The sequence below is a fragment of the Saccharothrix longispora genome, assembly GCF_031455225.1.
In the GTDB taxonomy this organism is placed as follows: Bacteria; Actinomycetota; Actinomycetes; order Mycobacteriales; family Pseudonocardiaceae; genus Actinosynnema; species Actinosynnema longispora.
This window is the reverse complement of the sequence record NZ_JAVDSG010000001.1, coordinates 7,438,266-7,463,596: the sequence shown is the minus strand read 5'-3', so window position 1 is coordinate 7,463,596 and position 25,331 is coordinate 7,438,266. Positions and strand designations below refer to the sequence as shown.

Here is a 25,331-nt window from a genome sequence, read left to right as displayed (position 1 = left end):
CTTCGGCGTCCGCCGGTTCAGGAGCCGAAGCGGCGGTGCCGGACGGCGTAGTCGCGCAGGGCGCGCAGGAAGTCGGTGCGGCGGAACTCCGGCCAGTACGCCTCGCAGAACCAGAACTCCGAGTGCGCCGACTGCCACAGCATGAACCCGGACAGCCGCTGCTCCCCCGACGTGCGGATCAGCAGGTCGGGATCGGGCTGGCCGGAGGTGTAGAGGTGTTCGGCGATGTGGTCGACGTCGAGGACCTCGGCCAGCTCCTCGATCGTGCCGCCGCTCTCTGCGTGCTTCTGGAGCAGCTTGCGCACCGCGTCGGCGATCTCCTGGCGACCGCCGTAGCCGACCGCGACGTTGACCTCCAGGCCCGTGCGGTCCCTCGTGCGCAGGGAGGCGGCGGACAGCCTGGCCGCGGTCTCGGTGGGCAGCAGGTCGAGCGCGCCGACGTGCCGCACGCGCCACGGGTTGCCGGGTTCGGCCAGCTCGTCGACGATGTCGGCGATGATGTCGAGCAGCGGCACCAGCTCCTCGGCCGGGCGGTCGAGGTTGTCCGTGGACAGCATCCACAGCGTCACCACCTCGACCTCGGCCTCGCGGCACCAGGTCAGCAGTTCCAGGATCTTGCGCGCGCCGGCGCGGTGGCCGTGGGCGACATCGGTGAACCCGGCCTCCTTGGCCCAGCGGCGGTTGCCGTCGAGCACGACGCCGACGTGGCGAGGTCGTTGCCTGCCGTCGAGCCACCGGGTCAGCCGGTACTCGTAAATCGGGAGGAGGAACCCGTCCTTGATGCGCTCGCGAAGACCCACGCTGGCAGAGCGTACGCCGGGTGGGCCTGGTCACTCCGCCGCGTGCTGCCGGCGTACTTACGGTCCCGTAACCTCGGGCAGGTGACCACGTCCACGCACTCGAACCAGCCGGAGCCCTCACTGCGGCCCCGCCTGCGCGGCTGGCTGCACCTCTGGTCCTTCGTCGTCTCGGTGGCGACGGGGGCCGTGCTGATCGCGCTGGCAGCCTCCACCGTGTCCGCCAAGGCCGCCCTCGCCACGTCCGTGTACGGGGCGACGGTGCTCGGCCTGTTCGGCGTGAGCGCCCTGTACCACCGGGTCAACTGGGTGAGCGTGCGGGCGCGCACGTGGATGAAGCGCCTCGACCACTCGATGATCTTCGTGTTCATCGCGGGCACCTACACCCCGTTCGCCCTGCTGGCGATGCCCCCGTCCACGGGCAACGTCGTGCTGGCCGTGGTGTGGATCGGCGCCCTGGGCGGCGTGACGCTGAAGCTCGCCTGGCCCCACGCACCGCGCTGGCTGGGCGTGCCCATCTACATCGCCCTGGGCTGGGTGGCGGTCTTCGTCCTGCCCGACCTCCTGCACCACGCGGGCGTGGCGGCCCTGGTGCTCATCGTCGTGGGCGGCCTCCTCTACACGGTGGGCGCGATCTTCTACGCCACCCGCTGGCCCAACCCCTGGCCGCAGGTCTTCGGCTACCACGAGTTCTTCCACGCGGCCACGGTGGTGGCGGCGATCTGCCACTACATCGCCATCTGGTTCGCGATCTACTCCTGACAGGGGACCGCTGTGGCGTTCGTGACCGGTCGTGCGGTGCGGTGGGTGAGCGACGAGCCCTTCCCCGGGTGGGTCGAGGTGCTGCTGACCGACGCGCACGGAGCGGAGTGGAGCCTGTTCGACAAGCCCACGGCGTTCGACGACGAGGGGCGGCTGCGGGGGAACACGGCCTACCCCGTCGACGTCGACGTGGCGTGCGAGGTGGTCGGGCGCGGGCAGCTGGCGGACGGCACGGAGGTGCTGACGGTGTCCACGCGGCTGCCGTTCGGCATCGAGGCCGCGGACGGGCGGACCGAGTTCCTGGTGGACGTGGACCAGGTCCGGGACGTCGACCAGGTCCGGGACGTCGACCAGGCCCGCTAGGGAGGCGGTCACGCCCCGCAGCGCGCCTCGAACTCCGCCGGCGTGGCGTGGCCGTGCGCGAACTCCCCCAGGAGCGACCTCAGGCCGCTCAGCAGGGCGGGTCGGCCGACGCGCGCCTCGACGGCCAGCACGCGGTCCAGGTGGGGCGCGTAGGGGCGGTCCGGCAGCGGCTCGCCGGGCAGGTCGTCCCACGGCCGGCCGCCGGGCAGGAACCGCTCGACGAACAGCCTGCTCAGGTACACCGCGAGCCCTTCGACGAGCCACGACGACGTGCTCACGAGGTTGCCGACCCAGGCGTGCGCCACCTCGTGGCTGACCACGGTCATCGCGTAGCGCGGCACGTCGAGCCGGTCGAGCACGACCTGGTCGAACAGCACCAGCCCCGGCGAGGACATCGCCAGCGACGGGAACTCGTGCACGAACACGGCCTCGCACTTCGGGTACGGGTACGGCACGAGCAGGTCCTCGAAGAACTGCACGGCCCTGGCCAGCAGCTCGGTGACGACAGCGCCGTCCACCGCCGCGCGGGACGCCGGGACGTGCACCGAGGGCGTGACGGTGGCGAACGGCCCGGCCGCCGCGGTGACCACGAGCGGCGGGATGGGGTGCGTCGGCTCGAACACCCGCACGGCGCCGGCGCGGTCGCGCAGGGGCGCGTTGGCCAGGCACGTCCAGGACGGCGGCGCGGTCACGGTCAGCGTCACGGGGGCGCGCAGCCGCTGGTCGTCGAAGCAGCACATGGTGCGCGGCGCGGCGTTGGGGTAGCTGCTGGCGTAGAGGTAGACGCACCCGTCGACGGGGTCGGTGACGCGCCGGAACCCGCGGTCGGAGAACGGGAACAGCGCGTCGACCTCCAGCACGTTGTCCGGGCCGAGGTCGGTCAGCGGGGCGTCGCACCGCACCGGCCGGCCGTTCAGCGTGGCGCTGAGCACCTCGGCGGCGGCGAGGTCGACGTAGTCGCGGCCACCGCGGAAGCGGACCGTGGTGCGGCCGCGCACCTCGGGTTCGGCCGGGTCGAGGTGCCAGGTCAGCGCGTAGGAGTCTACTGAGAACACGGTGATCCCCCCGTCCCCCAAAGTAGCCGGGGAACGGGGGTCCCGTCACGCGAGGTCGGGTCCCCGGCGGCGCAGGTCGTCCACCGTGGTCATGGCGTCGCGCAGCTCGGTGAGCCACGTGTCGGCGTGCTCGCCGACCAGGCGCACGGCCCAGGCCAGCGCCTCGGAGCGGGACCGGGCGACGCCGGCGGCGACGAGCGTGTCCAGCACCTTGCGCTCGGGCTGCCGCAGCCGCGTCATCACGGGCGCGGACAGCGTGGTGAACAGCTCCTCGGTGTCGCCGAGCCGGGCGCCCCAGGCGACCTTGCGCCGGTAGCGGTGCTCGGCCTGGCGCGCGATCCCGATCCGCTCCTCGCGGGTCTGCTCGCGGAACCGGCTGATCCGGCCGGACTCGGCGGCGGCGCGCTCGGCGTCGTCGGCGAACCCGTCCTCCAGCGGCGGCAGGACGCCCACCACCACGATCTCCTCGCGGTCGACGCTCACCTCGGGCGCCCCGGTGAACCACCCGTCGGGCAGGCGGCCCGCGAACCAGGCCCCCGCGTCGTCCGCCGGGAGCTGGTCGGCCTGCGGCCAACCGCCCTTGCTTCCCCATCCACGTCGCATCCGGCACCACCTCGATTACATGATTACGACGTAACCGACGCTACGCGCGCACCGCGTGAAGTCCAGGGTGGTTCCCCGACGGCGAACAGGCCACCTCGGGACGGCCCGTCCGCGGGCCGGCGGCTCACCGACGCGCGGACAGGGCCTCGCGCAGCTCGTCGACCGTGGTGACGGGCCGGTCGCACACGTAGCCGCGGCACACGTAGGCCGCCGCGCGGCCGTCGACCAGCGGCCGGTCCTCCAGCAGCGGCGCGCCGCCGGGTTCGCCGGAGACGACCACGCCGCCGCCGTGCACCCCGGCCCACGCCGCCCGGACCAGGTCGTCGCCGGGGCCGACCACGGCCACCTGCACCGGTCCCAGCGCGAGGGCCTCGGCGACGCTCAGCCAGTGCCCGGCGAAGCGCGGTTCCCGCGCGACGAGCAGCCCGGCCCGCGACAGGGCGGCCTCCGCGGCGTCCCGGTAGCTCGACGGCCCGCCCAGCACGGACGCCGTGACCAGCGCGGACGCCAGCGACGACGCGCCCGACGGGGTGGCGTTGTCCGACGGGTCCGACGGCCGCTGCACGAGCGCCTCGGCGTCGTCGGCGGTGTCGTGGTGGACGCCGGGCTCGTCGCCCGCGAACCGGGCCAGCGCCGTGTCGAGCAGGCCGCACGCCTCGGCGAACCACCGCGCGTCGCCGGTCGCCTGGTGCAGCGCGAGCAGGCCGTCGGCGAGACAGCCGTAGTCCTCCAGCACGCCCGCCGCCGTGCCCGCGACGCCGTTGCGGGACGTGCGCAGCAGCCGGCCGCCGACGACGTGCGTGCCGAGGAGCAGTTCGGCCGCGCGCACCGCCGCGTCGACCCAGCGGGGCTCGCCGAACACCGCGCCCGCCTCGGCCAGGGCCGCGACGGCCAGGCCGTTCCACGCGGTCACGACCTTGTCGTCGCGCCCCGGCTGCGGCCGGCGGGACCGCACCGCCAGCAGCCTCGCGGCCAGCTCGGGGTCGGCCTCGCCGAGGAGCCTCAGGGTGGACGTGCCGTGCTCGAACGTGCCCTCGTCCGTGACGCCGTACAGCGCGGCGGCGCGGGCGCCCTCGGCCAGGCCGAGCGCCTGGACCAGCTGCGCGGGCGTCCACACGTACGTGGCGCCTTCGACCCCGTCGGTGTCGGCGTCGAGCGACGCGGCGAACCCGCCCTCGGGCGTGCCGAGGTCGCGGAGCAGGAACTCGGCGGTCTCCCGCGCCACCCGCGCGTGCGCCGGGTCGTCGTCGCGGCGGGCCAGGTGGGTGTAGACGCGCAGCAGCAGGGCGTTGTCGTACAGCATCTTCTCGAAGTGCGGCACGACCCACGCCGCGTCCACCGAGTACCGCGCGAACCCGCCGGCGAGCTGGTCGTAGAGGCCGCCGGAGGCCATCGCGGCGCACGTGGCGCGCGCCATCGACAGCGCCTGCACCGACCCGGTGCGCTCGTGGTGGCGCAGCAGGAACTCCAGCACCATCGACGGCGGGAACTTGGGCGCGCCGCCGAACCCGGCGTTGGCCCGGTCGAAGTGCCCGAGCAGCGACACCACCGCGCCCGACAGCACCTCCTCGTCCACAGTGGACTGCGGAAGGGGCTGGACCGCCAGCTGGGAGACGATCCCGGCGGCCGACTCGCGCACCTCGTCGCCCTGCTCGCGCCAGGCGTGCTCGATGGCCTCCAGCACCTGCCGGAACGACGGCATGCCGGCGTGCGGCGCGGGCGGGTAGTAGGTGCCCGCGTAGAACGGCTCGCCGGCGGGGGTGAGGAAGCACGTCATGGGCCACCCGCCGTGCCCGCTCAGGGCCTGCGTGACGGCCATGTAGACGGCGTCCACGTCCGGCCGCTCCTCGCGGTCGACCTTGACGTTGACGAAGTGCTCGTTCATGTACGCGGCGGTCTCCGCGTCCTCGAACGACTCGTGCGCCATGACGTGGCACCAGTGGCAGGCCGCGTAGCCGACGCTGAGCAGCACCGGCACGTCCCGCTCGCGCGCCTCGGCGAACGCCTCGGGCGACCACTCCCACCAGTCGACCGGGTTCTCCGCGTGCTGGAGCAGGTACGGGCTGGTCGAGGACGCGAGCCGGTTCGTCATGGACCCACAGTAATTCCCCCGCGCCGGGCCGACCGCTCGGCGAGACTGTCCCCGTGATCGACGAACCGACGCGGCAGCCGCACGACCTGCGCCACCTGACCGGCCCGTTCGACGTGGTCGGCGACGTCCACGGGTGCCGGGTCGAACTCGACCACCTGCTGCGCGAGCTGGGCCACTCGCCCGGCGGCGGGCACCCGGAGGGCCGCACGGTCGTGTTCCTGGGCGACCTCGTCGACCGCGGGCCGGACACGCCGGGCGTGCTGCGGCTGGCCATGGGCATGGTGGAGGCGGGCACCGCGCTGTCGGTGCGCGGCAACCACGAGGAGAAGCTGGTGCGCGCGTTGCAGGGCCGCAACGTCCAGGTCGCGCACGGCCTGCGCGAGTCGCTGGACCAGCTGGCGCGCGAGACCCCGGCGTTCCGCGCCCGCGTGCTGGAGTTCTGCGACTCCCTGGAACCGCACCACGTCCTCGACGGCGGCCGGCTCGTCGTCGCCCACGCGGGACTGCCCGAGCGCTACCACGGCGTGCAGTCGCCGAAGATGCGCGCGCTGGCCCTGTGGGGCCAGTCGACCGGCGGGCACGACGAACGCGGCTTCCCCGTGCGCCACCCGTGGGCGCGCGAGTACTCCGGCGCCGCGACGGTCCTCTACGGACACACGCCGGTCGAGGAACCCGAGTGGGTCAACGGGACGCTGTGCCTGGACACCGGCTGCGTGTTCGGCGGCCGGTTGACCGCGCTGCGCTACCCGGAGCGCGAGCTGGTCTCCGTGCCGGCCCGGCGCACCTGGTACGAGCAGGCGCGGCCCTAGTCCTTCTTCGCGGCGTCGGCGCCGGTGTCGGACCCCGCCGCGGCGTCGGCCCCCGTCCTGGCACCGGCCTCGGCGTCCGGCTCGTCGAACGACGCGGGCAGCTTCTTCAGGTGCTTGTTCATCGAGCGCACCAGGAAGAACACGGCGATGAAGAACAGCACGAGGACCAGGAGGCCCAGCGGGGAGGACTTGCCGAAGTCCTCCTGCTGGCCACCCGGGTCCTTGTCGGTCGGCGGCTGCTGCGCGAGCACCAGGGCCGTGGTCCCCTCCACGGGGACCGGGGCGAGGTCGGGCAGGGCCGGGAGGATCGGGGTCGTCACGCGGTCACCTTCTCCCGGACGCCCGCGAACAGGTCGTCCTCCGGCACGGTGCTGTCGACCAGCGACCTCGCCAGCTCGTACTCCTCGGTCGGCCACACCTCGCGCTGCGTCTCCAGCGGCACGGCGAACCAGCGGCTCGTCGGGTCGATCTGGGTGGCGTGGGCCTTCAGGGCCTCGTCGCGGACCGGGAACCAGTCCGCGCACTCGACCTGCGTGGTGACCCGCTCCATGACGTCGGGCCGGTCCGCGCCCCACCCGGCCAGCCACTCGGCGTACGGCGACTCCTCGCCGGCCGCGAGCAGGGCCTCGTGGAACGCCATCAGCTTCGCGCGGGAGAAGCCGTGGCTGTAGTAGAGCTTCAGCGGCTGCCACGGCTCGCCCAGGTCGGGGTAGCGGTCGGGGTCGCCCGCCGCGTCGAACGCGGCGACGGACACCTCGTGGCAGCGGATGTGGTCGGGGTGCGGGTAGCCGCCGTTCTCGTCGTAGGTGACGATCACGTGCGGGCGGAACTCGCGGATGACCTGGACCAGCGGCGGGGTCGACTCCTCCAGCGGCACGAGCGCGAAGCAGCCCTCGGGCAGCGGCGGCAGCGGGTCGCCCTCGGGCAGGCCCGAGTCGACGAAGCCCAGCCAGCGGTGCCGCACGCCGAGGATCTCGGCGGCGCGCGCCATCTCGGCGCGGCGGATCTCCGCCATGTTCTCCAGCACCTCGGGGCGGTCCATGGCGGGGTTCAGGACGCTGCCCGCCTCACCGCCCGTGCAGGTGACGACCATGACCTCGTGGCCCTCGGCGACGTAGCGGGCCATCGTGGCGGCGCCCTTGCTGGACTCGTCGTCGGGGTGCGCGTGCACCGCCATCAGGCGCAGCTTCTCAACCATGACGGTGGTGCTCCTCCTCCACTACCCGGTCCCGGGGACCTGGCGGACGGGGCCGATCTGCCCCCTGCGACACTCAACCGGTCGCAAGCGGTCATTGTTCCCCACGGGCAGGAAGGCGTTCGCACGTGGCACTGCCCGAGGGTCGGTACGGCGCCCGGCGGCGCCCTCTCCCGAAGTGGGCGCGCTGGTCACTCCCCGTGATCGCGGTGCTGGTCGGCGGCGTCATCGCCTGGGTGGGCTACCGCAACCTCGGCACCATGCCGGTGGAGGCGAAGCAGACCGCGTTCACGGTGCGGGACGACAACGCGGTGGAGATCACCTTCGAGGTCGTCCGCGAAACGCCGGAGCAGGCCGTCGTGTGCATCGTCCGGGCGCGCTCCGAAGACGGCGACGAGTCCGGCCGGCACGAGGTCCTCGTCCCACCGGGAGCCCGCACGGTCCGCGAGAAGACCGTGCTCAGGACGTCGAAACCACCCGTCACCGGAGAGGTCTTCGGCTGCTCGTACCAGGTCCCGCCCTACCTGTCCACGAGGTAGCGGCCAAGCGGGTGATCTGCGCTTTCGGCGGCCGATCCGGGAACAAAACACCGTCGCCGAACGTTCAGTGCGTGTTACTCTGGCCTTTCAGCACGGCCCCGACGCGGGCCGTGTTTTTCCGTTCCGGGTTGGTGCGCCCGGGAACAGCCAGCCCACGCCGTGGGCCGGCGCAAGACAAGGAGTTGGTGACCGTGAGCGACACTGAGGTGACCTGGTTGACCCAGGAGGCCTACGACCGGCTCAAGGGAGAGCTGGACGAGATGATCGAGAACCGCCCGGTCATCGCCGCGGAGATCAACGCGCGTCGGGAAGAGGGTGACCTCCGCGAGAACGGTGGTTACCACGCCGCCCGTGAGGAGCAGGGCAAGCAGGAGGCCCGCATCCGCCAGTTGCAGGAGCTGCTGCGCGTCGCGAAGGTCGGCGAGGCGCCGACGGTCGCGGGCATCGCCGCACCCGGCATGGTGCTCACGGTGCGCTACGCCGGGGACGACGAGACCGAGGAGTTCCTGCTCGCCACCCGCGAGGAGGGCGCGCACGGCGCGCTGGAGGTGTACTCCCCCTCGTCCCCGCTGGGCAAGGCGTTGCTCGGCGCGAAGGACGGCGAGACGCGGGAGTACGAACTGCCCAACGGCAGCACGATGAAGGTGACGCTCATCAAGGCGGTGCCCTACGCGGGCTAGCCCCACAGACACCGGGAGGGGCGGCCACCACGCGGAGGTGGCCGCCCCTCCTGCTCGTCGGGCGCCGGTTCAGCGGATGCGCTCCAGCAGGGGGCGCACGCGGGGCGGGACGGGCGTGGACAGGGCGATCGAGGTCGAGAGCCGCTGCACGCCCGGCACGTCCACGACCGAGTCGATCACCCGCTGCAGGTCGGCGTTCGAGCGGGCCACGAGGCGCGCGAACAGGTCGCCCTGGCCGGTGGTCGCGTGCACCTCGCACACCTCGTTGATGGCGGCCAGGCCGTCGCACACCTCCTGCCGCCTGCCCTGGGCGATCTCCAGCACGGCGAACGCGGTCAGCCCGTAGCCCATCGCGGCCAGGTCGAGCGCCGGCGGGAAGCCGGTCAGCACACCCCGTGCCACCAACCGGTCCAACCGCGCCTGCACCGTGCCGCGCGCCACCCCCAGCCGGCGCGAGCACTCCAGCACGCCCAGCCGCGGCTCGTCGGTGAGCAGCAGCAACAGTCGCGCGTCGAGCGCGTCCACGACCTGGTCAGAGTGTTCAACCTGTTCGCGTTCAACCATGCCGCACTATACAAAACGACCAGTGAAACAACGGACTGTTGCTCACCCTGACCAGCGTGCACATCCTGGGAGCATGACGCAGCAGCTTGACGACGTGAGCTACGACCAGCTCCGCCAACTCGTGGGCCTGGTCGACTACGACGGGACGCGGGACCCGTTCCCCGTCCGCTCCATGGACGCCGTGGTCTTCGTGGTCGGCAACGCGACCCAGACCGCGTGGTTCTACCAGGTGGCCTTCGGGATGCGGCTCGTCGCCTACGCCGGCCCCGAGACCGGGCAGCGGGACCACAAGTCCTTCGTCCTCGAATCCGGGTCCGCGCGTTTCGTGATCAACGGCGGCGTCTCGCCCGACAGCCCGCTGCTCGACCACCACCGGCGGCACGGCGACGGTGTCGTCGACCTCGCCTTGGAGGTCGCCGACGTCGACCGGTGCGTCGAGCACGCGCGCAGCCAGGGCGCCACCGTGCTCGTGGAGCCGCACGACCTCGGCGACGAGCACGGCACCGTGCGGGTGGCGTCCATCGCGACGTACGGCGAGACCCGCCACACCCTGGTCGACCGGTCGAAGTACACCGGCCCGTACCTGCCCGGGTACGTGGTGAAGGAGAGCACGGTCGAGCGCCCCGAAGGCGCCCCGAAGCGACTCTTCCAGGCGGTCGACCACTGCGTGGGCAACGTCGAGCTCGGCCGGATGGACCACTGGGTCGAGTGGTACAACCGCGTCATGGGCTTCGTGAACATGGCGGAGTTCATCGGCGACGACATCGCCACCGACTACTCGGCGCTGATGTCGAAGGTCGTCTCGAACGGCAACCACCGGGTCAAGTTCCCGCTCAACGAGCCCGCGATCGCGCGGAGGAAGTCGCAGATCGACGAGTACCTGGAGTTCTACGAGGGCGCGGGCGTGCAGCACATCGCGCTCGCCACGAACGACATCGTGACGACGCTGAAGGCGATGCGCGCGGCGGGCGTGGAGTTCCTGGAGACGCCGGACTCGTACTACGACGACCCGGAGCTGCGGGCCCGCATCGGTGAGGTGCGGGTGCCGATCGAGGTGCTCAAGGAGCACCGCATCCTGGTCGACCGCGACGAGGACGGGTACCTGCTCCAGATCTTCACCAAGCCGATCGGCGACCGGCCCACCGTGTTCTACGAGCTGATCGAGCGGCACGGGTCGCTGGGCTTCGGCAAGGGCAACTTCAAGGCCCTGTTCGAGGCGATCGAGCGCGAGCAGGAGCGCCGCGGCAACCTGTGACGGGTCCCGGCGGAACTCCGCCGGCGCTCCCCGCGTTGTGGCAGGCGACGGGCCGGTCCGGGTACCCCCGGGCCGGCCTTTCCTGTAGGAAGGCTGACGATGCCCCACCCTGTGCGCCCCACCCGGTGCGCCGGGACCGGTACCCTCGGTGGTACCTCACACAGCATTCACCTGGAGGGTGGCATGGCGCTCGCGGCCCGGGTCACCGCGGTGCTCCCGCTCGTCGGAGTGGTGGCCACGGCCGCGGCGCTGACCGGTGCGGCCTTCTTCTCCGTGGCCCACGCCGGCTGCGCGGAGACCGGCCGCTTCGTGGAGCGCGGGGGCGTGGTCGAGTTCGTCGGCGGGTGCGTGGACGCCGAGGACCTGCCGACCGTCCCGCCCCGCGTCGACAACGCGCGGCTCGGCGACGCCAAGCCGTGAGCCGGCCCTCCCGCCCCTGACGCGCGGAGGTCGGCGCCGGCAATCCGTCGTGGCGCGGGCGGGTGTGCGCGATAGTGGTGTCATGTGTCGCAACATCAGGGTGCTCCACAACTTCGAACCACCCGCCACCGACGACGAGGTCCAGGCCGCGGCCGTGCAGTACGTGCGCAAGGTCAGCGGCGCGACCCGCCCCTCCTCGGCCAACCAGGAGGCGTTCGACGCGGCGGTCGAGGCCGTCGCGGAGGCCACCCGCGTGCTGCTGGACGCGCTGGTGACGAAGGCCCCGCCGCGCGACCGCGAGGTGGAGGCCGCGAAGGCCAAGGAACGCGCGGCCGTGCGCTACGGCCCCCGGTGAACGCCCGCGGCCGACCGGGCGGGTGCCCGGTCGGCCGCGGGGAGCCCGGATCGGATCAGTCCAGCGCGGCGGCCAGGTCCGCCACCAGGTCGTCGGCCGACTCGATGCCGACGGAGAGGCGGACCAGGTCGGCGGGCACCTGGAGCAGGGAGCCCGCGGTGCTGGCGTGCGTCATGCGGCCCGGGTGCTCGATCAGGGACTCGACGCCGCCCAGCGACTCGGCCAGCGTGAACAGCTCCGTGCGGGAGCAGACGCGCAGCGCCGCCTCCTCACCGCCCTCGACGGTGAACGAGATCATCCCGCCGAAGCGGCGCATCTGCTTCGCCGCCACGTCGTGCCCCGGGTGGTCGGGCAGGCCCGGGTAGAGCACGCGCGTGACCCGGGGGTGCCTGAGCAGCGCCTCGGCGACCTTCTCGGCGTTGTCCGAGTGCTTCTCCATGCGCACCTCCAGGGTCTTGATCCCCCGCAGCGTCAGCCACGCGTCGAACGGGCCGGGCACCGCCCCGGCGCCGTTCTGGAGGAACCCGAACGCCGCGTCCAGGTCGTCGTCCGACGTCACCAGGGCACCGCCGACGACGTCGGAGTGGCCGCCGACGTACTTGGTCGTCGAGTGCAGCACGACGTCCGCGCCCAGCTCCAGCGGGCTCTGGAGGTACGGCGAGGCGAACGTGTTGTCGACCACCAGCCGCGCGCCGGCGGAGTGCGCGACCTCGGCCAGCACGGCGATGTCGGCGATGTTGAGCAGCGGGTTGGTGGGGGTCTCGACCCAGATCACCCTGGTGTTCGGCCGCACGGCGGCGCGCACCGCGTCGACGTCGGACAGCGCGACGGGCGTGTGCTCGACGCCCCACTGCGACAGCACCTTGTCGATGAGCCGGAACGTGCCGCCGTAGGCGTCGTTCGGGATGACGACGTGGTCACCGGGCCGGCACATCGCGCGCAGCGCCGTGTCGGTCGCGCCCATGCCGGAGGCGAAGGCGCGGCCGTGCCGCCCGCCCTCCAGCGCCGCCAGGCACTCCTCCAGCGCGGCGCGGGTGGGGTTGCCCGTCCGGGAGTACTCGAAGCCGCCGCGCAGGCCGCCGACGCCGTCCTGCGCGTAGGTGGAGGTGGCGTGGATCGGCACGATGACCGAGCCCGTGGTCGGGTCGGGCGCCTGCCCGGCGTGGATGGCCCTGGTCGCGAAACCGTGGTGACCGCTGTCCGTCATGCGCTCAGGGTACGACCGGGGAAAAAGCAACCGCCCGCCGGTTGACGACCGACGGGCGGTTGGGTGAAAAAGGACTACCTCACCACTGCTGGGGCGGCTGCTGCTGGCCGTACTGGCCGGGCTGCTGGCCGTACTGGCCCGGCTGGCCCGGGAGCTGGCCGGGCTGGCCGTACTGACCCGGCTGGCCGTACGCCTGCTGACCCGGCTGGCCGTACTGGCCCGGCTGCTGGCCGGCGGGCTTGCCGTACCCGCCGGGCGACGCCGCCTCCGGGGCGTTCACCACGACCGTCTTCATGATCTTGTCGGCCCACGTCTGCTTCTTCGGCTCCCACAGCGGCGCGAAGTAGCCCGCGTAGCAGGGGATGCCGTCGACGACGTGGCACAGCTGGCGCACGAACGCGTTGCCGAAGCCGACGGGCTGACCGGTCTCCTCGCTGACCAGCTTGATCTTCGCGAGCTTCTTGCCGTACGACTGGCCGGTGGTGCCCTGGAGGTACAGCGAGTTGTAGATCGCGAAGGCGATCACCGCCAGGTACCCGATGCCGCCGACGACCAGCGTCACGGTCGGGTCGCCGATGGCCAGGGTGAGCAGCACCACCAGGCCGACGACGACGCCGGGGGCCAGGCCGTCGACGAGGAAGCCCATGGCGCGGGAACCCCACTCGGCGTAGCCGCCGGCGGGCGCCGGGTACCCGGCGGGCTGGCCGTAGCCGGGCTGGCCGTAGGGCTGCTGGCCGTACTGCTGGGGCTGGCCGTAGCCGGGCTGGCCGTACGGCTGCTGGCCGTACTGCGGGGGCTGCTGCTGCCCGTACTGCGGCGGTTGCTGCCCGTACTGCGGGGGCTGCTGACCGTAACCGGGCTGGCCGTAGGGCTGCTGGCCGTACTGCGGGGGCTGCTGGCCGTACTGCGGCGGCTGCTGCGCCGGGAAGCCGCCGGACGCCGACGCCGGCTGTGCCGGGAAGCTGCCGGAGCCGGGCTGCTGGCCGAAGCCGGGCGCGGGCTGCTGCGTCGCACCGGGCGACACGACCTGCGTGGCGTCCGGGTTGGCCGCGGGCTGCTGGCCGGTGGTGGGCTGGCCGGTGGGCATCACGTGGGTGGCTTCCGGGGGCGGGAACGCAGGGGACTGCCCACCGCTCGGCACGACCTGGGTCGCGTCGGCGTTCGCGGGCTGGGCACCCTGCCCCTGCTCCTGCTGGTCGTTGCCGCCGAACTGCTGGTTCCCTGGCGGCTGCGGAGCGTTCATCGGAGTTTCCAACCCCCTTGGCACGGGCCGTAGGTGAGTGAGTCGGTGGCCAACGCTAGCGGATCGCGCCGCCCGGGCCACGGGCAACCGGGCAACGCGTCCGCACCGCGCCGGTTCAACGACCAGCGAGGAAACCCAGGATGTCCTGCCGGGTGACCACGCCGGCGGGCTTGCCGTCGTCCAGCACCAGGGCACCGTCCGCTGAGGACAGTGCGGTCATCGCGGAGCTGATCGACTCGCCCGCGCCGATGGTGGGCAGCTTCGGCGACATGTGGCGGTCGAGCCGGTCGGTCAGCTGCGCCTTGCCGGTGAACAGCGAGTCGAGCAGGTCGCGCTCGTTGACGGCGCCCGCGACCTCGGCGGCCATGACGGGCGGTTCGGCGTTGACGACGGGCATCTGGGACACGCCGTACTCGCGCATGATCGCGACGGCCTCGGCGACCGTCTCGTTGGGGTGGCCGTGCACCAGGTCGGGCATGGTGCCGTCCTTGCGGCGCAGCACGTCGCCGACCGTGGCGCCGGAGGTGTCGGGCGACAGGAAGCCGTACTGGGCCATCCACTTGTCGTTGAAGACGCTCGACAGGTAGCCGCGCCCGCCGTCCGGGAGCAGCACGACGATCACGTCGTCGGGCCCGGCGGTCTCGGCGACGCGCAACGCGGCGGCGACGGCCATGCCGCACGAGCCGCCGACGAGGAGCCCTTCTTCCCGGGCGAGCCGGCGGGTCAGCTCGAAGGAGTCCGCGTCGGACACCGCGACGATCTCGTCGCACACCGAGCGGTCGTAGGCGTCGGGCCAGAAGTCCTCGCCGACGCCCTCGACGAGGTAGGGCCGGCCGGTGCCGCCGGAGTAGACGGAGCCCTCGGGGTCGGCGCCGATGACCTTGACCCGGCCACCGGAAGCCTCCTTGAGGTAGCGGCCGGTGCCGGAGATGGTGCCGCCGGTGCCGACGCCCGCGACGAAGTGGGTGATGCGTCCCTCGGTCTGCCGCCACACCTCGGGGCCGGTGCCGTGGTAGTGGCTGGCGGGGTTCTCCGGGTTGGCGTACTGGTTGGGCTTCCAGGCGCCGGGGATCTCGGCGACGAGCCGGTCGGAGACGTTGTAGTAGGAATCGGGGTGCTCGGGCGCGACGGCCGTCGGGCACACCACGACCTCGGCGCCGTACGCCTTGAGCACGTTGCGCTTGTCCACCGACACCTTGTCAGGGCAGACGAAGACGCACCGGTAGCCCTTCCGCTGGGCCACGAGCGCCAGGCCCACGCCGGTGTTGCCCGAAGTGGGCTCGACGATCGTGCCGCCGGGCTTGAGCTCGCCGCTGCGCTCGGCCGCCTCGACCATGCGCAGCGCGATGCGGTCCTTCACGCTGCCGCCGGGGTTGAGGTACTCGATCTTGGCCAGCACGAGGGGCTGGAGCCCTTCGGCCACCGCGTTCAGCTTCACCAGCGGGGTGTTGCCGACCAGGTCGACGACGCTCTCGACGTACTCCACGACGGCCCTTCCACTTCTTGAGATGACCCGCTGAGCGTATATCGCGGGGGCGTCCGCCGGCCCGGTGGACGACGGACGGGCAAGGTGGGAGGGACGGGCGCGGCGTCGTTGGTCACGAGTGGTGGCCGCGCTGAACAGGCGTTAACTAGGCTGCACGTCACACGCCGCGGCGAAACAAAGGAGTTCCGTGATGCCGGAAGCCGTGATCGTCTCCGCCGCCCGGTCGCCCATCGGGCGCGCGGGCAAGGGATCGCTCAAGGACGTGCGCGCCGACGACCTCACCGTGCAGGTCCTCAAGGCCGCGCTGGCGAAGGTCCCGGAGCTGGACCCCGCCGACATCGACGACCTCATGCTCGGCTGCGGGCTGCCCGGCGGTGAGCAGGGCTTCAACATGGCCCGCGTCGTCGCCGTGCTCGCCGGGCACGACAACCTGCCCGGCACCACCGTCACCCGCTACTGCGCGTCCAGCGTGCAGACGACCCGCATGGCCCTGCACGCCATCAAGGCGGGCGAGGGCGACGTGTTCGTCAGCGCGGGCGTCGAGACCGTGTCGAGCTTCGCCCGGGGTTCGTCGGACTCGTGGCCCGACACGCACAACCCGCTGTTCGCCGAGGCCGAGGGCCGCACGGCGACGACCGCCCAGGACGGCGCGGACGAGTGGGTGGACCCGCGCGAGAACGGCTCGCTGCCCGACGTCTACATCGCCATGGGGCAGACCGCCGAGAACCTCGCCCGCCTCAAGGGCGTCTCCCGCCAGGAGATGGACGAGTTCGGCGTCCGCTCGCAGAACCTCGCCGAGCAGGCCATCGCCAACGGCTTCTGGGCCCGCGAGATCACCCCGATCACCCTGCCGGACGGCAGCACGGTGTCCGCCGACGACGGCCCGCGCGCCGGCGTCACCCTGGAGGGCGTCTCCGGGCTCAAGCCGGTGTTCCGGCCCGACGGCCGCGTGACCGCGGGCAACTGCTGCCCGCTCAACGACGGCGCGGCGGCCCTGGTGGTCATGAGCGACACCAAGGCCAAGGAGCTGGGCATCACGCCGCTGGCGCGGATCGTGTCGACCGGCGTGTCGGGGCTGTCGCCGGAGATCATGGGGCTCGGCCCGGTGGAGGCGTCCAAGCGGGCGCTGAAGCTCGCGGGCCTGTCCATCGGCGACATCGACCTGGTCGAGATCAACGAGGCGTTCGCCGCGCAGGTCATCCCGTCCTACCGGGACCTGGGCATCGACCTGGACCGGCTGAACGTCAACGGCGGCGCGATCGCGGTGGGCCACCCGTTCGGCATGACCGGCGCCCGGATCACCACGACGTTGATCAACTCACTGCGGTTCCACGACAAGCAGTTCGGCCTGGAGACCATGTGCGTGGGCGGTGGCCAGGGCATGGCGATGGTGATCGAGCGGCTCAGCTAGGACGCGCCGCGGGGTCGTGAACGTAGAACTCGCGGGGCCTGAACGCAGGACTCGCGGGGCCTGGACTTACGACACGCGGGCCCTGGACTTACGACACTCGGGGCGTGAACTTACGACACGCGGTGGACGACGAAGGGCGCCCCGGCCGATCGGCCGGGGCGCCCTCGTCGTGTGCGCGGTGCGGGAGGTCAGTCGCCGCTCTGGAGGTAGGAGAGCAGGCGCAGGATCTCCAGGTAGAGCCACACCAGGGTGGTCATCAGGCCGAACGCCGCCCACCAGGCCCACTTCGACGGGACGCCCGAGCGGATCATCTCGTTCGCCGACTCGAAGTCGAGCAGGAAGTTGAACGCGGCGATGCCGATCACGACGAGCGAGAACACGATGGCGAGCGTGCCGCCGTCGCGCAGGCCCATGTTCACGCCGAACAGGCCCATCACCAGGTTGCCCAGCATCAGCACCGCGGCGCCGACGGTCGCGCCGATGATCCACTTGGTCAGGCGCGGCGTGACGCGGATCGCACCCGTCTTGTAGACCACGAGCATGGCGCCGAAGACACCGAACGTGCCGAGGATGGCCTGCCAGGCGATGCCCGGGAAGAAGCTCTCGAACACACCGGTGATGCCACCGAGGAACACGCCCTCGGCCGCCGCGTAGGTCAGCACCAGCGGAGCGCTCGGCTTCCGCTTGAAGATGATGACCAGCGACACGACCAGGCCGATGATGAGGCCCGGCAGCATCAGCGCGAAGGGCGCGACCTGGCCGGACAGCACCAGCCACGCCGAGATGAAGCCGGTGACCAGGGTGAGCGCGAGGGTCATCGCGGTCTTGGTCACCACGTCGTCGATGGTGATCGGGCGCTCGCCGGCGACCGGCGGCGCGCCCTGGTAGCCGCCGTACTGCTCGGCCCCGTACTGCTGCTGCCCGTACGGCTGGCCGTAGGGCTGGCCGAATCCTGCCTGCTGTCCGCCGCCTGTCGGCAGGTTGCGGAACGCGGGGTTGCTGGTGGTGCGCACCTCGTCCTCCTGTGGCGTTCTTACGCCGTCACGGGGTCCAACGACCACACGAGTCGATTCGTTCCCGTCGGGTAAAAGTGACTTTACTCGGGCTGTCGATCTCACATCCACACCCCTGTGGCGGAGCGTAGTCGGAGATCCACCCCGCTGGAGGCTTGTCGCGGCGATCACCCACCCGTAAGGCTGCCAGCGGCAGCTCTTGTCGGACGCGCCCGAGGGGTAACTGAAAATCATGAGGCGGAGACGACTCGCCGGTGCCGCGTTGGCCGCCGGCGTGGCCCTGCTCACCCTGCCCGCCACGGCGGACGCCGATCCGAAGGAGGGTCTCGGGTACGAGGTGGCCGCCCAGGGCTACCAGGGCAAGCCCGCGGGCCAGGGGGACTGGCTCGGTTCCTACGAGTGGAACGGCCAGCGCGTCTGGTGCGTGCAGTACTCGCTGCTCGCCCCGGACAGCAACGTCCCCTACAAGGACGGCGACGAACTGCTCACCAAGGGCGGCGCGCCGCTGCCCGCCGACGTCGCCGCGAACATCTCCTACCTGCTGCTCCGCTACGCGAACACGACGTCGCCCGACGAGGCCGCCGCGCTCGCGCACCTGCTGCACTCGTGGACGGCGGCCCCGGACCCCGGGCGGGAGATCTCGCTGGACCCGGCGAGCGACTTCCGGCACATCGCCTACAACGAGCAGTTCCACTACGACCAGCTCGGCAGGCCCGAGTTCGGGCAGGCGCAGAAGGCGGTGGACCGGCTGCGGGCCGACGCGGAGGCCAACCGCGGGCCGTGGGCGGCCAAGGTCAGCGCGCCCGAGGAGGACCAGGTCATCGGCAGCCCCGACACGTGGGTGGTGGACGTCACCAAGACCGGCGGCGGCCAGGTCACCGGTCTGCCGGTGACCGTCGAGCTGACCGACGCCACCCTGGAGGACGGCTCGACCACCGGGCAGCTCACCACGCCGACCGACGGCGAGGCGCTCGCCGTGAAGGTCGTGCCGACCGGTCCGAACCCGTCGTTCAGCGTCTCGCTCAACGGCCCGGCCGACCGGCCGCGCGTGCAGGTGCCCGCGAACAACGCGGACATGCAGCGGATCGTCACCACCGGCGGCGAGAAGCCGCTGGCGGCGAACGCGTCGACCACCGCGAAGACCGCGCCCGGCGTCGTCCAGGTCGCCAAGACCGACGAGGAGACCGGCAAGGCCATCGCGGGCGTGGCGCTGAAGGTCACCGCCGCCGACGGCAGGACGCCGGCCAAGCGGCAGGACGACACGGACCTGACCGGCCCGGAGGGCCAGCCGATCGTGCTCCAGAGCGGCGCGGACGGCCTGGCGACGGTGCCGGACCTGCGCACCCCGCAGGAGATCTGCGTCATCGAGGTCGCCGCGGCCAAGGGCTACCAGGAGCACTTCGACCCGAACGCCCCGCCGAAGGTGTGCGGCCGGGTGGAACCGGGGCAGACCCTGTCCGTGGCGCTGAAGAACAAGCCGGACAAGCCGATCGTGCCCATCACGATCCCGGCCGGCGCGGACGGCGCGGGCGTCGTGGCCACGGCGTCGTTCACGTCCGAGGTGCGCGCCGGCGGCCTGGTCGGCTTCGGCGGCGTGCTGCTGGTCGGTGTCGCGCTGGTGGGCCTGCTGGCCCGCCGTCGGGCCGCCGAGCGGGCCTGAGACCGGATGACGCGCACGTGAGAGCACTGGTGACCGGCGTGGCGGTGGCGGCCCTGCTCGCCTCCGCCGCGCTGGTCGTCACCCGTTCCGCCGAGGTCGTGCAGGCCGGGGCGCCCACCCCGGCGGACGCGGTCGTGCCGCACCCGTTGGGCGACAGCGCCCGCTCGGGCCGGGGCGCGGACCTGGCCGGGCTGCCGGTCGGGGCGAACGCGCCCGCGTCGCCGCCCCCGCCGACCACTCAGCCGCCCGCCCAACAGCAGCAGCAACAGCAGCAGCCGGCGCAGCAGCGGCCCGGCACGGTCCGGCTCCCGCAGGGCGGCCTGGCGACGCTGGTCCGCGAGGAGGTCACCGCCGACGGCGTCCTGCCGGTGCCCGAGGGCGTGGGCGAGGCGACCTGGTGGGGCGTGGACCTGGGCGCGGCCGAGGGCGCCACGGTCCTGGCCGGGCACGTGAACTGGAAGGGCATGACCGGCCCGTTCGACGAGCTGTGGCGCTCGGCCACCGGGCAGCGGGTCACCGTGGTCGACACCGGCGGGAAGTCCTTCGCCTTCACCGTCACGCAGGTCGAGGCGGTCCGCAAGGACGACCTGCCGAACCGGGCCGTCGAGCTGTTCGGGCCGCGTGGGCCCCACCGGTTGGTGCTGGTGACGTGCGGCGGGCGGTGGGTCGGCGGCAGCACCGGTTACGAGGAGAACCGCGTGGTGATCGCGACGCCGGCGTGACGGGAGGCAACCTCCGACCGCGCCGGGTCGTCCTGTGGTCGTGAAGCGATGGGGCTGGGTCTCGACGGGCGTCGCGCTGGCGCTCACCCTCGTGGTGCTGGCCGTGCTGGGCGCCCGCGACCCGGGGCCGACCACCGACGCCGGCGACCTCGCCGCCCCCCTCCCGATGGCGCCGCGCCCCACCGGCGGCACGTCCGCGGCCGCCCCGCCGACCGTCCCGGTGCCCGCCACCCCGCCGTCCTGGATGCGCCGGATGCAGCCCGGTGAGAAGCCGCCCCAGTTCGTGCTGTTCTCCTTCGACGGCGCGGCGTCCAAGCCGCACTGGGATCGGATCATGCCGCTCGCCGCCGGCGTGGGCGCGCACGTCACCGGCCTGCTGTCGGGCGTCTACCTGGTCCCGGACGACGACGCCGCGACCTACACCGGCCCCGGTCACCAGCCGGGCTACTCGTCGATCGGGTTCGGCGGGTCCCGCGCCGACGTGGAGCTGCGCATCGGCTACCTCAACGACGCGATCGCCGCCGGCCACGAGATCGGCACCCACTACAACGGCCACTACTGCACGGGCGACGAGCCGAACGTCGGCAGCTGGGACACCGCGCAGTGGAACGACGAGCTGGACCGGTTCTTCGCGATCGTGGAGCAGGCGCGGCAGCGGGGCTTCGCGCTCGACCCGGCGAACGTCCGGGGCGGGCGCACGCCGTGCCTGGAGGGCGACTGGGACCAGGCGTTCCCGGCGATGCGGGGCCACGGCCTGGTCTACGACACCAGCCACGTGAGCCTGGGCGTGGTGTGGCCCTACGTGCGGGACGGCGTGTGGGAATTCCCGATGCCCGAGGTCCGCGTGCCCGCCCTGGGCAAGCAGGTCGTGATGATGGACTACAACCTCTGGTTCGCGCTCAACGGTGCGAAGGAGGAACCGCACCGGGCCGCGGACTTCACGCGGATCGTGCTGGACACGTACCGCTCGGTGTACCAGGGGGCGTTCAACGGCAACCGCGCGCCGATCGTGATCGGCAACCACTTCAACGAGTGGGCCGGCGGGGCGTTCAGCGGCGCGGTGGAGGGGTTCCTCGGCGAGGTGTGCGCGAAGCCCGAGACGGTGTGCGCGACCTACACCGAGGTCGTGCAGTGGATGCAGTTGCAGGACCCGGTGGTGCTCGACCACCTGCGCCGCATCCCGGCCGCGGTCAACTGACCCGGCGTCCGCCGGGGCGCGAGTCGGGGGGTTGGCCCCACCGCGCAGGCGGGAGCGGACCGGAAGAATCCGGGGCATGACGGACCACGACCTCGTGCGCGACGCCCGCGCCCGGATCGCCCAGGCCGCACGGGGGCTCCTGCGGACACCGCTGTGCCTGGTGGGGCTGCCGCTCGTCCCGCTCCAGCTGGTCACCTACCCGATGGTCCTGGTGACCGTGGGGGTGCCGCTGCTGCTCCTGGTGACCGCACTGGTCCGCCACTACGCCGGGTTCTTCCGCACGTGGGCGGGGAGGGTGCTCGACACCGAGGTCCCGCCGCCCTACCGGCTGCCCGCCAACCGGGGCCCGATGACCCGGGTCCGCACGATCGCCACCGACCCGGCGACGTGGCGCGACCTGGCGTTCCTGCCGGTGAACGCGGTCGCGGGCGTGTTCTTCGGCGTGCTGCCCCCGGCGCTGTGGCTGGGTGGCGCCTTCGGGTTCCTGGTGCCGCTGCTGTGGCTGGCGGGCGGGCGGGAGGTCGAGTTCACCCTCGTCGACGCCGACACCCCCGGCGGTTTCGTGGCGGCCCCGTTCCTGGGCGCGGCCTACCTGGCGGCGGCCTGGTGGGTCACGCCGCGCGCCGCCGTGCTGCACGCCCGCGTGGTGAGGCTGCTGCTCGCACCGAGCGCCACCGCCGCGCTCACCGACCGGGTCCGCGCGCTGTCCGACTCGCGCGCCGACACGGTCGACGCCCAGGCCGCCGAGCTGCGCCGCATCGAGCGCGACCTGCACGACGGCGCGCAGGCCCGCCTCGTCGCCCTCGGCATGAGCCTGGGCATGGCCGAGGAGCTGCTGGCCCGTGACCCGCGGGCGGCCCGCGAGCTGGTCGTCGAGGCCCGGCAGTCGTCGTCGCTGGCGCTGGCCGAGCTGCGCGACCTCGTGCGCGGCATCCACCCGCCGGTGCTCGCCGACCGGGGCCTCGACGGCGCGGTGCGCGCCCTGGCCCTGGCGCACCCCCTGCCGGTGGAGGTGGACCTGGAGCTGGACGGCCGCCCCGAGGCGCCGGTCGAGTCGGCCGCCTACTTCGCGGTCGCCGAGAGCCTGACGAACGTGGCCAAGCACAGCGGCGCGACCGGCGCGTGGGTCCGCGTCCGGCACGAGGGCGGCAGGCTGGCCCTGATGATCGGCGACAACGGGCGCGGCGGCGCGGAACCGGCCGAGGGCGGCGGTCTGCGCGGGATCGAGCGCCGGCTCGCCGCGTTCGACGGCACACTCGGGGTCGCGAGCCCGGTGGGCGGGCCGACCATCGTGACCATGGAGCTGCCGTGCGAGTTGTCCTCGGTGAAGACCTCGTCCTCCTCCGGGACGGCCTGATCCGGCTGCTGCGGGCCTACGACTTCGACGTCGTCGAGGCGGTCGACTCCGGTCCCGCGCTCCTCGACGCCCTCCTCGACCACCGCCCGGACGTGGCGGTGGTCGACGTGCGCCTGCCGCCGACGTTCACCGACGAGGGCCTGCGCGCGGCGATCGAGGCGCGCAAGCGGGTGCCCGGCCTGCCCGTGCTGGTGCTCTCGCAGTACGTCGAGCAGCTGTACGCGCGGGAGCTGCTGTCCGACCGGGGCGGGGCGGTCGGCTACCTGCTCAAGGACCGGGTGTCGGACGTGCGGCAGTTCGTGGACGCGATCCGCCGGGTCGCTTCGGGCGGTACCGCGATGGACCCGGAAGTCATCACGCAACTGCTCGCGCGGGGCGCGCGCGACCGCCCGCTGACCACGTTGACCCCGCGTGAGCGGGAAGTCCTCTCGCTGATGGCGGAGGGCCGTTCGAACGGGGCGATCGCGACGCGCCTGTTCGTGACGGAGAAAGCGGTCGGCAAACACATCGCGAACATCTTCGGGAAGCTCGGGCTGCCGATGTCCGAGGACGACAACCGGCGGGTGCTCGCGGTCCTCGCCTATTTGGACCGGGTGTAAATCGTTTCTTAGGCTAAGTACCATTCGGTTTTCCCACCACGGACCAAGGGGAGCGCATGGCTACGACCGCCGAGTTGGCCGACGAACTGCTCGACCTGGTGCTGTCCCACTCGCCGCTGGGCGCGACGGTGAACGGCGTGCCGGGCTACGACCACCTGCTGCCCGACCACCGGGTCGGGACCGAGGAGGCGATCCGGGCGCGGGCGCTGGACATCGCCGACCGCGCCCGCGCGCTGCCCGCCGACGACGACCCGGTGACCGCGTCCGTGGTCGTGCGGCAGGCCGAGGCGCTGGTGGACCACCTCGACGCGCGCGGCGTGGAGTACACGATCACCGACTCGTTCTTCGCCCCGGCGGGCGAGGTGCTGACCGTGCTGCCGATGACCGCGCTGTCCGGCGAGGAGTCCGAGCGGGCCTACCTGGACCGGCTGGCCGCGGTGCCGGAGTTCCTGCGCCGGGTGGCGAAGCGGCACCTGGACGGCGCGACGGCGGGCCGCACGCCCGTGCGGCGCCTGGTCGACGCGGCCGTCGCGCACCTGGACCGCTACCTGGCCGCCGACGAGGACCCGCTGGCCCGGCCCGCGGGCGGCGAGGCGTTCACCGCGCAGCGGGACCGCCTGCTCGCCGAGGTCGTGCGCCCCGCGTTCGCCGAGTACCGCGACGTCGTCGCGGGCCTCGACGCCCGGCCCGAGGACCGCGCGGGCCTGAGCTGGCTGCCCGGCGGCGATGCGACGTACGCGGCGCTGGCCCGGGTGCAGACGACGACCGACCGCACGCCGGAGGAGCTGCACCGGACCGGTCTGGACGTGATGGCGAAGCTCCGCGACGAGTACGCCGAGCTGGGCGCCCGCGTGTTCGGCACGTCCGACCCGGCCGAGGTCTTCGAGCGGATGCGCACCGACCCGGAGCTGCGCTGGACCTCCGAGGAGGAGCTGCTCGACGCCGCCCGCGAGGCCGTGACCCGGGCGGAGGAGGCCGCACCGCGCTGGTTCGGCCGGCTGCCGGAGCAGCGCTGCCGGGTCGAGGCGGTGCCCGCCGCCGACGCGCCGGGCGCGCCCACCGCGTACTACATGCCGCCGTCGCTGGACGGGACGCGGCAGGGCACCTACTTCGCGAACACCCACCGCGTCGAGGAGCGGTTCCGCTACCAGGCCGAGGCCATCGCGTTCCACGAGGCCGTGCCGGGGCACCACTTCCAGATCACGCTCGCCCAGCAGCTCACCGACCTGCCGCTGCTGCGCCGCGTCGCCGGCTTCACCGCCTACTCGGAGGGCTGGGGCCTCTACACCGAGCGGTTGGCCGACGAGATGGGCCTGTACTCCTCGGACGTGGCCCGGCTGGGGATGCTGGCGCTGGACTCGATGCGCGCCGGGCGGCTCGTCGTGGACACCGGCCTGCACGCGCACGGTTGGAGCAGGCAGCGGGGCGTGGACTACCTGCGCGAGAACACGCCGCTGGCGCTCGTGGAGATCGAGAACGAGGTCGACCGCTACCTCGCCGCGCCCGGCCAGGCGCTGGCGTACATGGTGGGCAGGCTGGAGATCCTGCGCATCCGCGAGGAGGCCGAGCGGGCGCTGGGCGACCGGTTCGACGTCCGGGCGTTCCACGACGTGCTGATCGGCGGCGGCGCGCTGCCGCTGTCCGTGCTCGGCGAGGTCGTCGCCGACTGGGTGCGCGCCCGCGGGTGACGGCACGTGGGGGACTCCGGAACGGGGTCCCCCACGCGGCACGCCGATACCGGTGCGGGTGAAACCGGCACGTCGTATGGGTGCGGTGTCCGGCCACCAGGCGGATGGGTGAACTCGAAGCACGCGTGACGTGCCCCCGACGGGATTCGAACCCGTACTGTGACTCTTTTAAGGAGCCTGCCTCTGCCCATTGGGCTACGGGGGCAGCCGGGAGCTTAAGCCGTTACCCAGCGTTCGTGGGGCGGGTTCACAACAAGT

Annotated in this window: 25 protein-coding genes, 1 tRNA gene and 1 pseudogene; 15 read left to right on the top strand and 12 right to left on the bottom strand. The window is 72.8% G+C overall.

Annotation, left to right across the window (positions count from 1 at the left end; genetic code table 11):
* Positions 1-17: 17 nt before the first annotated feature.
* Positions 18-758, bottom strand: a complete 741-nt coding sequence (locus tag J2S66_RS32570; RefSeq protein WP_306746015.1) for an isoprenyl transferase — start codon at positions 756-758, stop codon at positions 18-20.
* A gap of 123 nt (positions 759-881) precedes the next feature.
* Between J2S66_RS32570 and trhA the strand changes: the two genes are divergently transcribed.
* Together trhA and J2S66_RS32560 are read left to right on the top strand one after the other, a co-directional pair.
* Positions 882-1,559, top strand: coding sequence for a PAQR family membrane homeostasis protein TrhA (trhA, locus tag J2S66_RS32565; RefSeq protein ID WP_310312231.1), 678 nt, complete (start codon positions 882-884; stop codon positions 1,557-1,559).
* 45 nt (positions 1,560-1,604) lie between these two features.
* Entirely contained in the window at positions 1,605-1,922 is a 318-nt protein-coding gene (locus tag J2S66_RS32560) for a hypothetical protein (protein ID WP_310312225.1), read from the top strand.
* Positions 1,923-1,930: 8 nt separating this feature from the next.
* On the opposite strand, the gene J2S66_RS32555 is transcribed toward J2S66_RS32560, so the two are convergent.
* The 3 genes from J2S66_RS32555 to J2S66_RS32545 form a co-directional block, all read right to left on the bottom strand.
* Positions 1,931-2,977, bottom strand: a complete 1,047-nt coding sequence (locus J2S66_RS32555; protein ID WP_310312222.1) for a M1 family aminopeptidase — start codon at positions 2,975-2,977, stop codon at positions 1,931-1,933.
* Positions 2,978-3,022: 45 nt separating this feature from the next.
* The gene (abmR, locus tag J2S66_RS32550) at positions 3,023-3,580 is read right to left on the bottom strand and encodes an ATP-binding transcription factor AbmR (protein ID WP_310312220.1); all 558 of its coding nucleotides are present in this window, start codon (positions 3,578-3,580) and stop codon (positions 3,023-3,025) included.
* A gap of 124 nt (positions 3,581-3,704) precedes the next feature.
* Positions 3,705-5,672 carry a thioredoxin domain-containing protein gene (locus tag J2S66_RS32545; protein WP_310312218.1) on the bottom strand — a complete coding sequence of 656 codons (1,968 nt, stop codon included), beginning with the start codon at positions 5,670-5,672 and terminating at the stop codon, positions 3,705-3,707.
* Positions 5,673-5,725: 53 nt separating this feature from the next.
* Between J2S66_RS32545 and J2S66_RS32540 the strand changes: the two are divergent.
* Positions 5,726-6,478: pseudogene (locus J2S66_RS32540) on the top strand (metallophosphoesterase); the annotation flags it as partial.
* Here the strand turns inward: J2S66_RS32540 and J2S66_RS32535 are convergent.
* Both J2S66_RS32535 and mca read right to left on the bottom strand, forming a co-directional pair.
* Positions 6,478-6,801 carry a hypothetical protein gene (locus tag J2S66_RS32535; RefSeq protein WP_374726163.1) on the bottom strand — a complete coding sequence of 108 codons (324 nt, stop codon included), beginning with the start codon at positions 6,799-6,801 and terminating at the stop codon, positions 6,478-6,480. The pseudogene J2S66_RS32540 and the gene J2S66_RS32535 overlap by 1 nt on opposite strands.
* The gene (mca, locus tag J2S66_RS32530; RefSeq protein WP_310312216.1) at positions 6,798-7,679 is read right to left on the bottom strand and encodes a mycothiol conjugate amidase Mca; all 882 of its coding nucleotides are present in this window, start codon (positions 7,677-7,679) and stop codon (positions 6,798-6,800) included. The genes J2S66_RS32535 and mca overlap by 4 nt, the downstream gene beginning before the upstream one ends.
* A 125-nt stretch (positions 7,680-7,804) precedes the next feature.
* Here mca and J2S66_RS32525 point away from each other — a divergent pair, with 125 nt between their 5' ends.
* Positions 7,805-8,215, top strand: a complete 411-nt coding sequence (locus J2S66_RS32525; RefSeq protein ID WP_306745843.1) for a DUF4307 domain-containing protein — start codon at positions 7,805-7,807, stop codon at positions 8,213-8,215.
* A gap of 185 nt (positions 8,216-8,400) precedes the next feature.
* Complete coding sequence (greA, locus tag J2S66_RS32520; protein WP_306745842.1) at positions 8,401-8,895, top strand: transcription elongation factor GreA; 495 nt, start codon at positions 8,401-8,403, stop codon at positions 8,893-8,895.
* 69 nt (positions 8,896-8,964) lie between these two features.
* On the opposite strand, the gene J2S66_RS32515 is transcribed toward greA, so the two are convergent.
* A complete protein-coding gene (locus J2S66_RS32515; RefSeq protein ID WP_310312213.1) occupies positions 8,965-9,459 on the bottom strand; it encodes an Lrp/AsnC family transcriptional regulator in 495 nt (164 codons plus the stop codon).
* Between the two features lie 73 nt (positions 9,460-9,532).
* On the opposite strand from J2S66_RS32515, the gene hppD reads away from it, so the two are divergent.
* From hppD to J2S66_RS32500, 3 genes are all read left to right on the top strand, one after another.
* Positions 9,533-10,714: a 4-hydroxyphenylpyruvate dioxygenase gene (gene hppD, locus J2S66_RS32510; protein WP_310312210.1), complete on the top strand. Its 1,182-nt coding sequence runs from the start codon at positions 9,533-9,535 to the stop codon at positions 10,712-10,714.
* 183 nt (positions 10,715-10,897) lie between these two features.
* Positions 10,898-11,134: a hypothetical protein gene (locus tag J2S66_RS32505; RefSeq protein WP_310312208.1), complete on the top strand. Its 237-nt coding sequence runs from the start codon at positions 10,898-10,900 to the stop codon at positions 11,132-11,134.
* 82 nt (positions 11,135-11,216) lie between these two features.
* Positions 11,217-11,489: a DUF2277 domain-containing protein gene (locus J2S66_RS32500; RefSeq protein ID WP_310312205.1), complete on the top strand. Its 273-nt coding sequence runs from the start codon at positions 11,217-11,219 to the stop codon at positions 11,487-11,489.
* Between the two features lie 55 nt (positions 11,490-11,544).
* Here J2S66_RS32500 and J2S66_RS32495 read toward each other — a convergent pair whose 3' ends face one another.
* From J2S66_RS32495 to J2S66_RS32485, 3 genes are all read right to left on the bottom strand, one after another.
* On the bottom strand, positions 11,545-12,696 hold the full coding sequence (locus tag J2S66_RS32495; protein ID WP_310312201.1) for a cystathionine gamma-synthase: 1,152 nt from the start codon (positions 12,694-12,696) through the stop codon (positions 11,545-11,547).
* Between the two features lie 79 nt (positions 12,697-12,775).
* Positions 12,776-13,939 carry an RDD family protein gene (locus J2S66_RS32490; RefSeq protein ID WP_310312199.1) on the bottom strand — a complete coding sequence of 388 codons (1,164 nt, stop codon included), beginning with the start codon at positions 13,937-13,939 and terminating at the stop codon, positions 12,776-12,778.
* A 115-nt stretch (positions 13,940-14,054) separates the two neighbouring features.
* The gene (locus J2S66_RS32485) at positions 14,055-15,425 is read right to left on the bottom strand and encodes a cystathionine beta-synthase (protein WP_310312195.1); all 1,371 of its coding nucleotides are present in this window, start codon (positions 15,423-15,425) and stop codon (positions 14,055-14,057) included.
* Positions 15,426-15,615: 190 nt separating this feature from the next.
* Here J2S66_RS32485 and J2S66_RS32480 point away from each other — a divergent pair, with 190 nt between their 5' ends.
* Entirely contained in the window at positions 15,616-16,836 is a 1,221-nt protein-coding gene (locus J2S66_RS32480; RefSeq protein ID WP_310312192.1) for an acetyl-CoA C-acetyltransferase, read from the top strand.
* A gap of 188 nt (positions 16,837-17,024) precedes the next feature.
* On the opposite strand, the gene J2S66_RS32475 is transcribed toward J2S66_RS32480, so the two are convergent.
* Positions 17,025-17,849 (bottom strand): Bax inhibitor-1/YccA family protein, encoded by an 825-nt coding sequence (locus J2S66_RS32475; protein ID WP_310312189.1) that lies wholly within the window; start codon positions 17,847-17,849, stop codon positions 17,025-17,027.
* A 232-nt stretch (positions 17,850-18,081) separates the two neighbouring features.
* Here J2S66_RS32475 and J2S66_RS32470 point away from each other — a divergent pair, with 232 nt between their 5' ends.
* The 6 genes from J2S66_RS32470 to J2S66_RS32445 all read left to right on the top strand — a co-directional run bounded on the left by J2S66_RS32470 (position 18,082) and on the right by J2S66_RS32445 (position 25,073).
* Positions 18,082-19,509 (top strand): MSCRAMM family protein, encoded by a 1,428-nt coding sequence (locus J2S66_RS32470; protein ID WP_310312186.1) that lies wholly within the window; start codon positions 18,082-18,084, stop codon positions 19,507-19,509.
* A gap of 17 nt (positions 19,510-19,526) precedes the next feature.
* Positions 19,527-20,231, top strand: a complete 705-nt coding sequence (locus tag J2S66_RS32465; protein ID WP_310312185.1) for a class F sortase — start codon at positions 19,527-19,529, stop codon at positions 20,229-20,231.
* A gap of 40 nt (positions 20,232-20,271) precedes the next feature.
* Positions 20,272-21,429: a polysaccharide deacetylase family protein gene (locus tag J2S66_RS32460; protein WP_310312183.1), complete on the top strand. Its 1,158-nt coding sequence runs from the start codon at positions 20,272-20,274 to the stop codon at positions 21,427-21,429.
* 76 nt (positions 21,430-21,505) lie between these two features.
* Entirely contained in the window at positions 21,506-22,786 is a 1,281-nt protein-coding gene (locus J2S66_RS32455) for a sensor histidine kinase (protein WP_310312181.1), read from the top strand.
* Positions 22,738-23,385, top strand: coding sequence for a LuxR C-terminal-related transcriptional regulator (locus J2S66_RS32450; RefSeq protein ID WP_310312179.1), 648 nt, complete (start codon positions 22,738-22,740; stop codon positions 23,383-23,385). Before J2S66_RS32455 ends, J2S66_RS32450 begins: the two co-directional genes overlap by 49 nt.
* A 56-nt stretch (positions 23,386-23,441) precedes the next feature.
* Positions 23,442-25,073 carry a DUF885 domain-containing protein gene (locus tag J2S66_RS32445; RefSeq protein ID WP_310312178.1) on the top strand — a complete coding sequence of 544 codons (1,632 nt, stop codon included), beginning with the start codon at positions 23,442-23,444 and terminating at the stop codon, positions 25,071-25,073.
* 131 nt (positions 25,074-25,204) lie between these two features.
* On the opposite strand, the gene J2S66_RS32440 is transcribed toward J2S66_RS32445, so the two are convergent.
* Positions 25,205-25,278: transfer RNA gene (locus J2S66_RS32440), tRNA-Leu, on the bottom strand.
* Between the last annotated feature and the right edge of the window lie 53 nt (positions 25,279-25,331).

What these genes read in the sequence shown, in the direction of transcription:
- J2S66_RS32545 (WP_310312218.1), bottom strand. Translation starts at nt 5,672, where the DNA reads ATGACGAACCGGCTCGCGTCCTCGACCAGCCCGTACCTGCTCCAGCAC.
- J2S66_RS32455 (WP_310312181.1), top strand. Translation starts at nt 21,506, where the DNA reads ATGACGGACCACGACCTCGTGCGCGACGCCCGCGCCCGGATCGCCCAG.
- mca (WP_310312216.1), bottom strand. Translation starts at nt 7,679, where the DNA reads ATGGTTGAGAAGCTGCGCCTGATGGCGGTGCACGCGCACCCCGACGAC.
- J2S66_RS32480 (WP_310312192.1), top strand. Translation starts at nt 15,616, where the DNA reads ATGCCGGAAGCCGTGATCGTCTCCGCCGCCCGGTCGCCCATCGGGCGC.
- abmR (WP_310312220.1), bottom strand. Translation starts at nt 3,580, where the DNA reads ATGCGACGTGGATGGGGAAGCAAGGGCGGTTGGCCGCAGGCCGACCAG.
- J2S66_RS32445 (WP_310312178.1), top strand. Translation starts at nt 23,442, where the DNA reads ATGGCTACGACCGCCGAGTTGGCCGACGAACTGCTCGACCTGGTGCTG.
- hppD (WP_310312210.1), top strand. Translation starts at nt 9,533, where the DNA reads ATGACGCAGCAGCTTGACGACGTGAGCTACGACCAGCTCCGCCAACTC.
- J2S66_RS32515 (WP_310312213.1), bottom strand. Translation starts at nt 9,459, where the DNA reads ATGGTTGAACGCGAACAGGTTGAACACTCTGACCAGGTCGTGGACGCG.
- J2S66_RS32500 (WP_310312205.1), top strand. Translation starts at nt 11,217, where the DNA reads ATGTGTCGCAACATCAGGGTGCTCCACAACTTCGAACCACCCGCCACC.
- J2S66_RS32505 (WP_310312208.1), top strand. Translation starts at nt 10,898, where the DNA reads ATGGCGCTCGCGGCCCGGGTCACCGCGGTGCTCCCGCTCGTCGGAGTG.
- J2S66_RS32470 (WP_310312186.1), top strand. Translation starts at nt 18,082, where the DNA reads ATGAGGCGGAGACGACTCGCCGGTGCCGCGTTGGCCGCCGGCGTGGCC.
- J2S66_RS32495 (WP_310312201.1), bottom strand. Translation starts at nt 12,696, where the DNA reads ATGACGGACAGCGGTCACCACGGTTTCGCGACCAGGGCCATCCACGCC.
- J2S66_RS32490 (WP_310312199.1), bottom strand. Translation starts at nt 13,939, where the DNA reads ATGAACGCTCCGCAGCCGCCAGGGAACCAGCAGTTCGGCGGCAACGAC.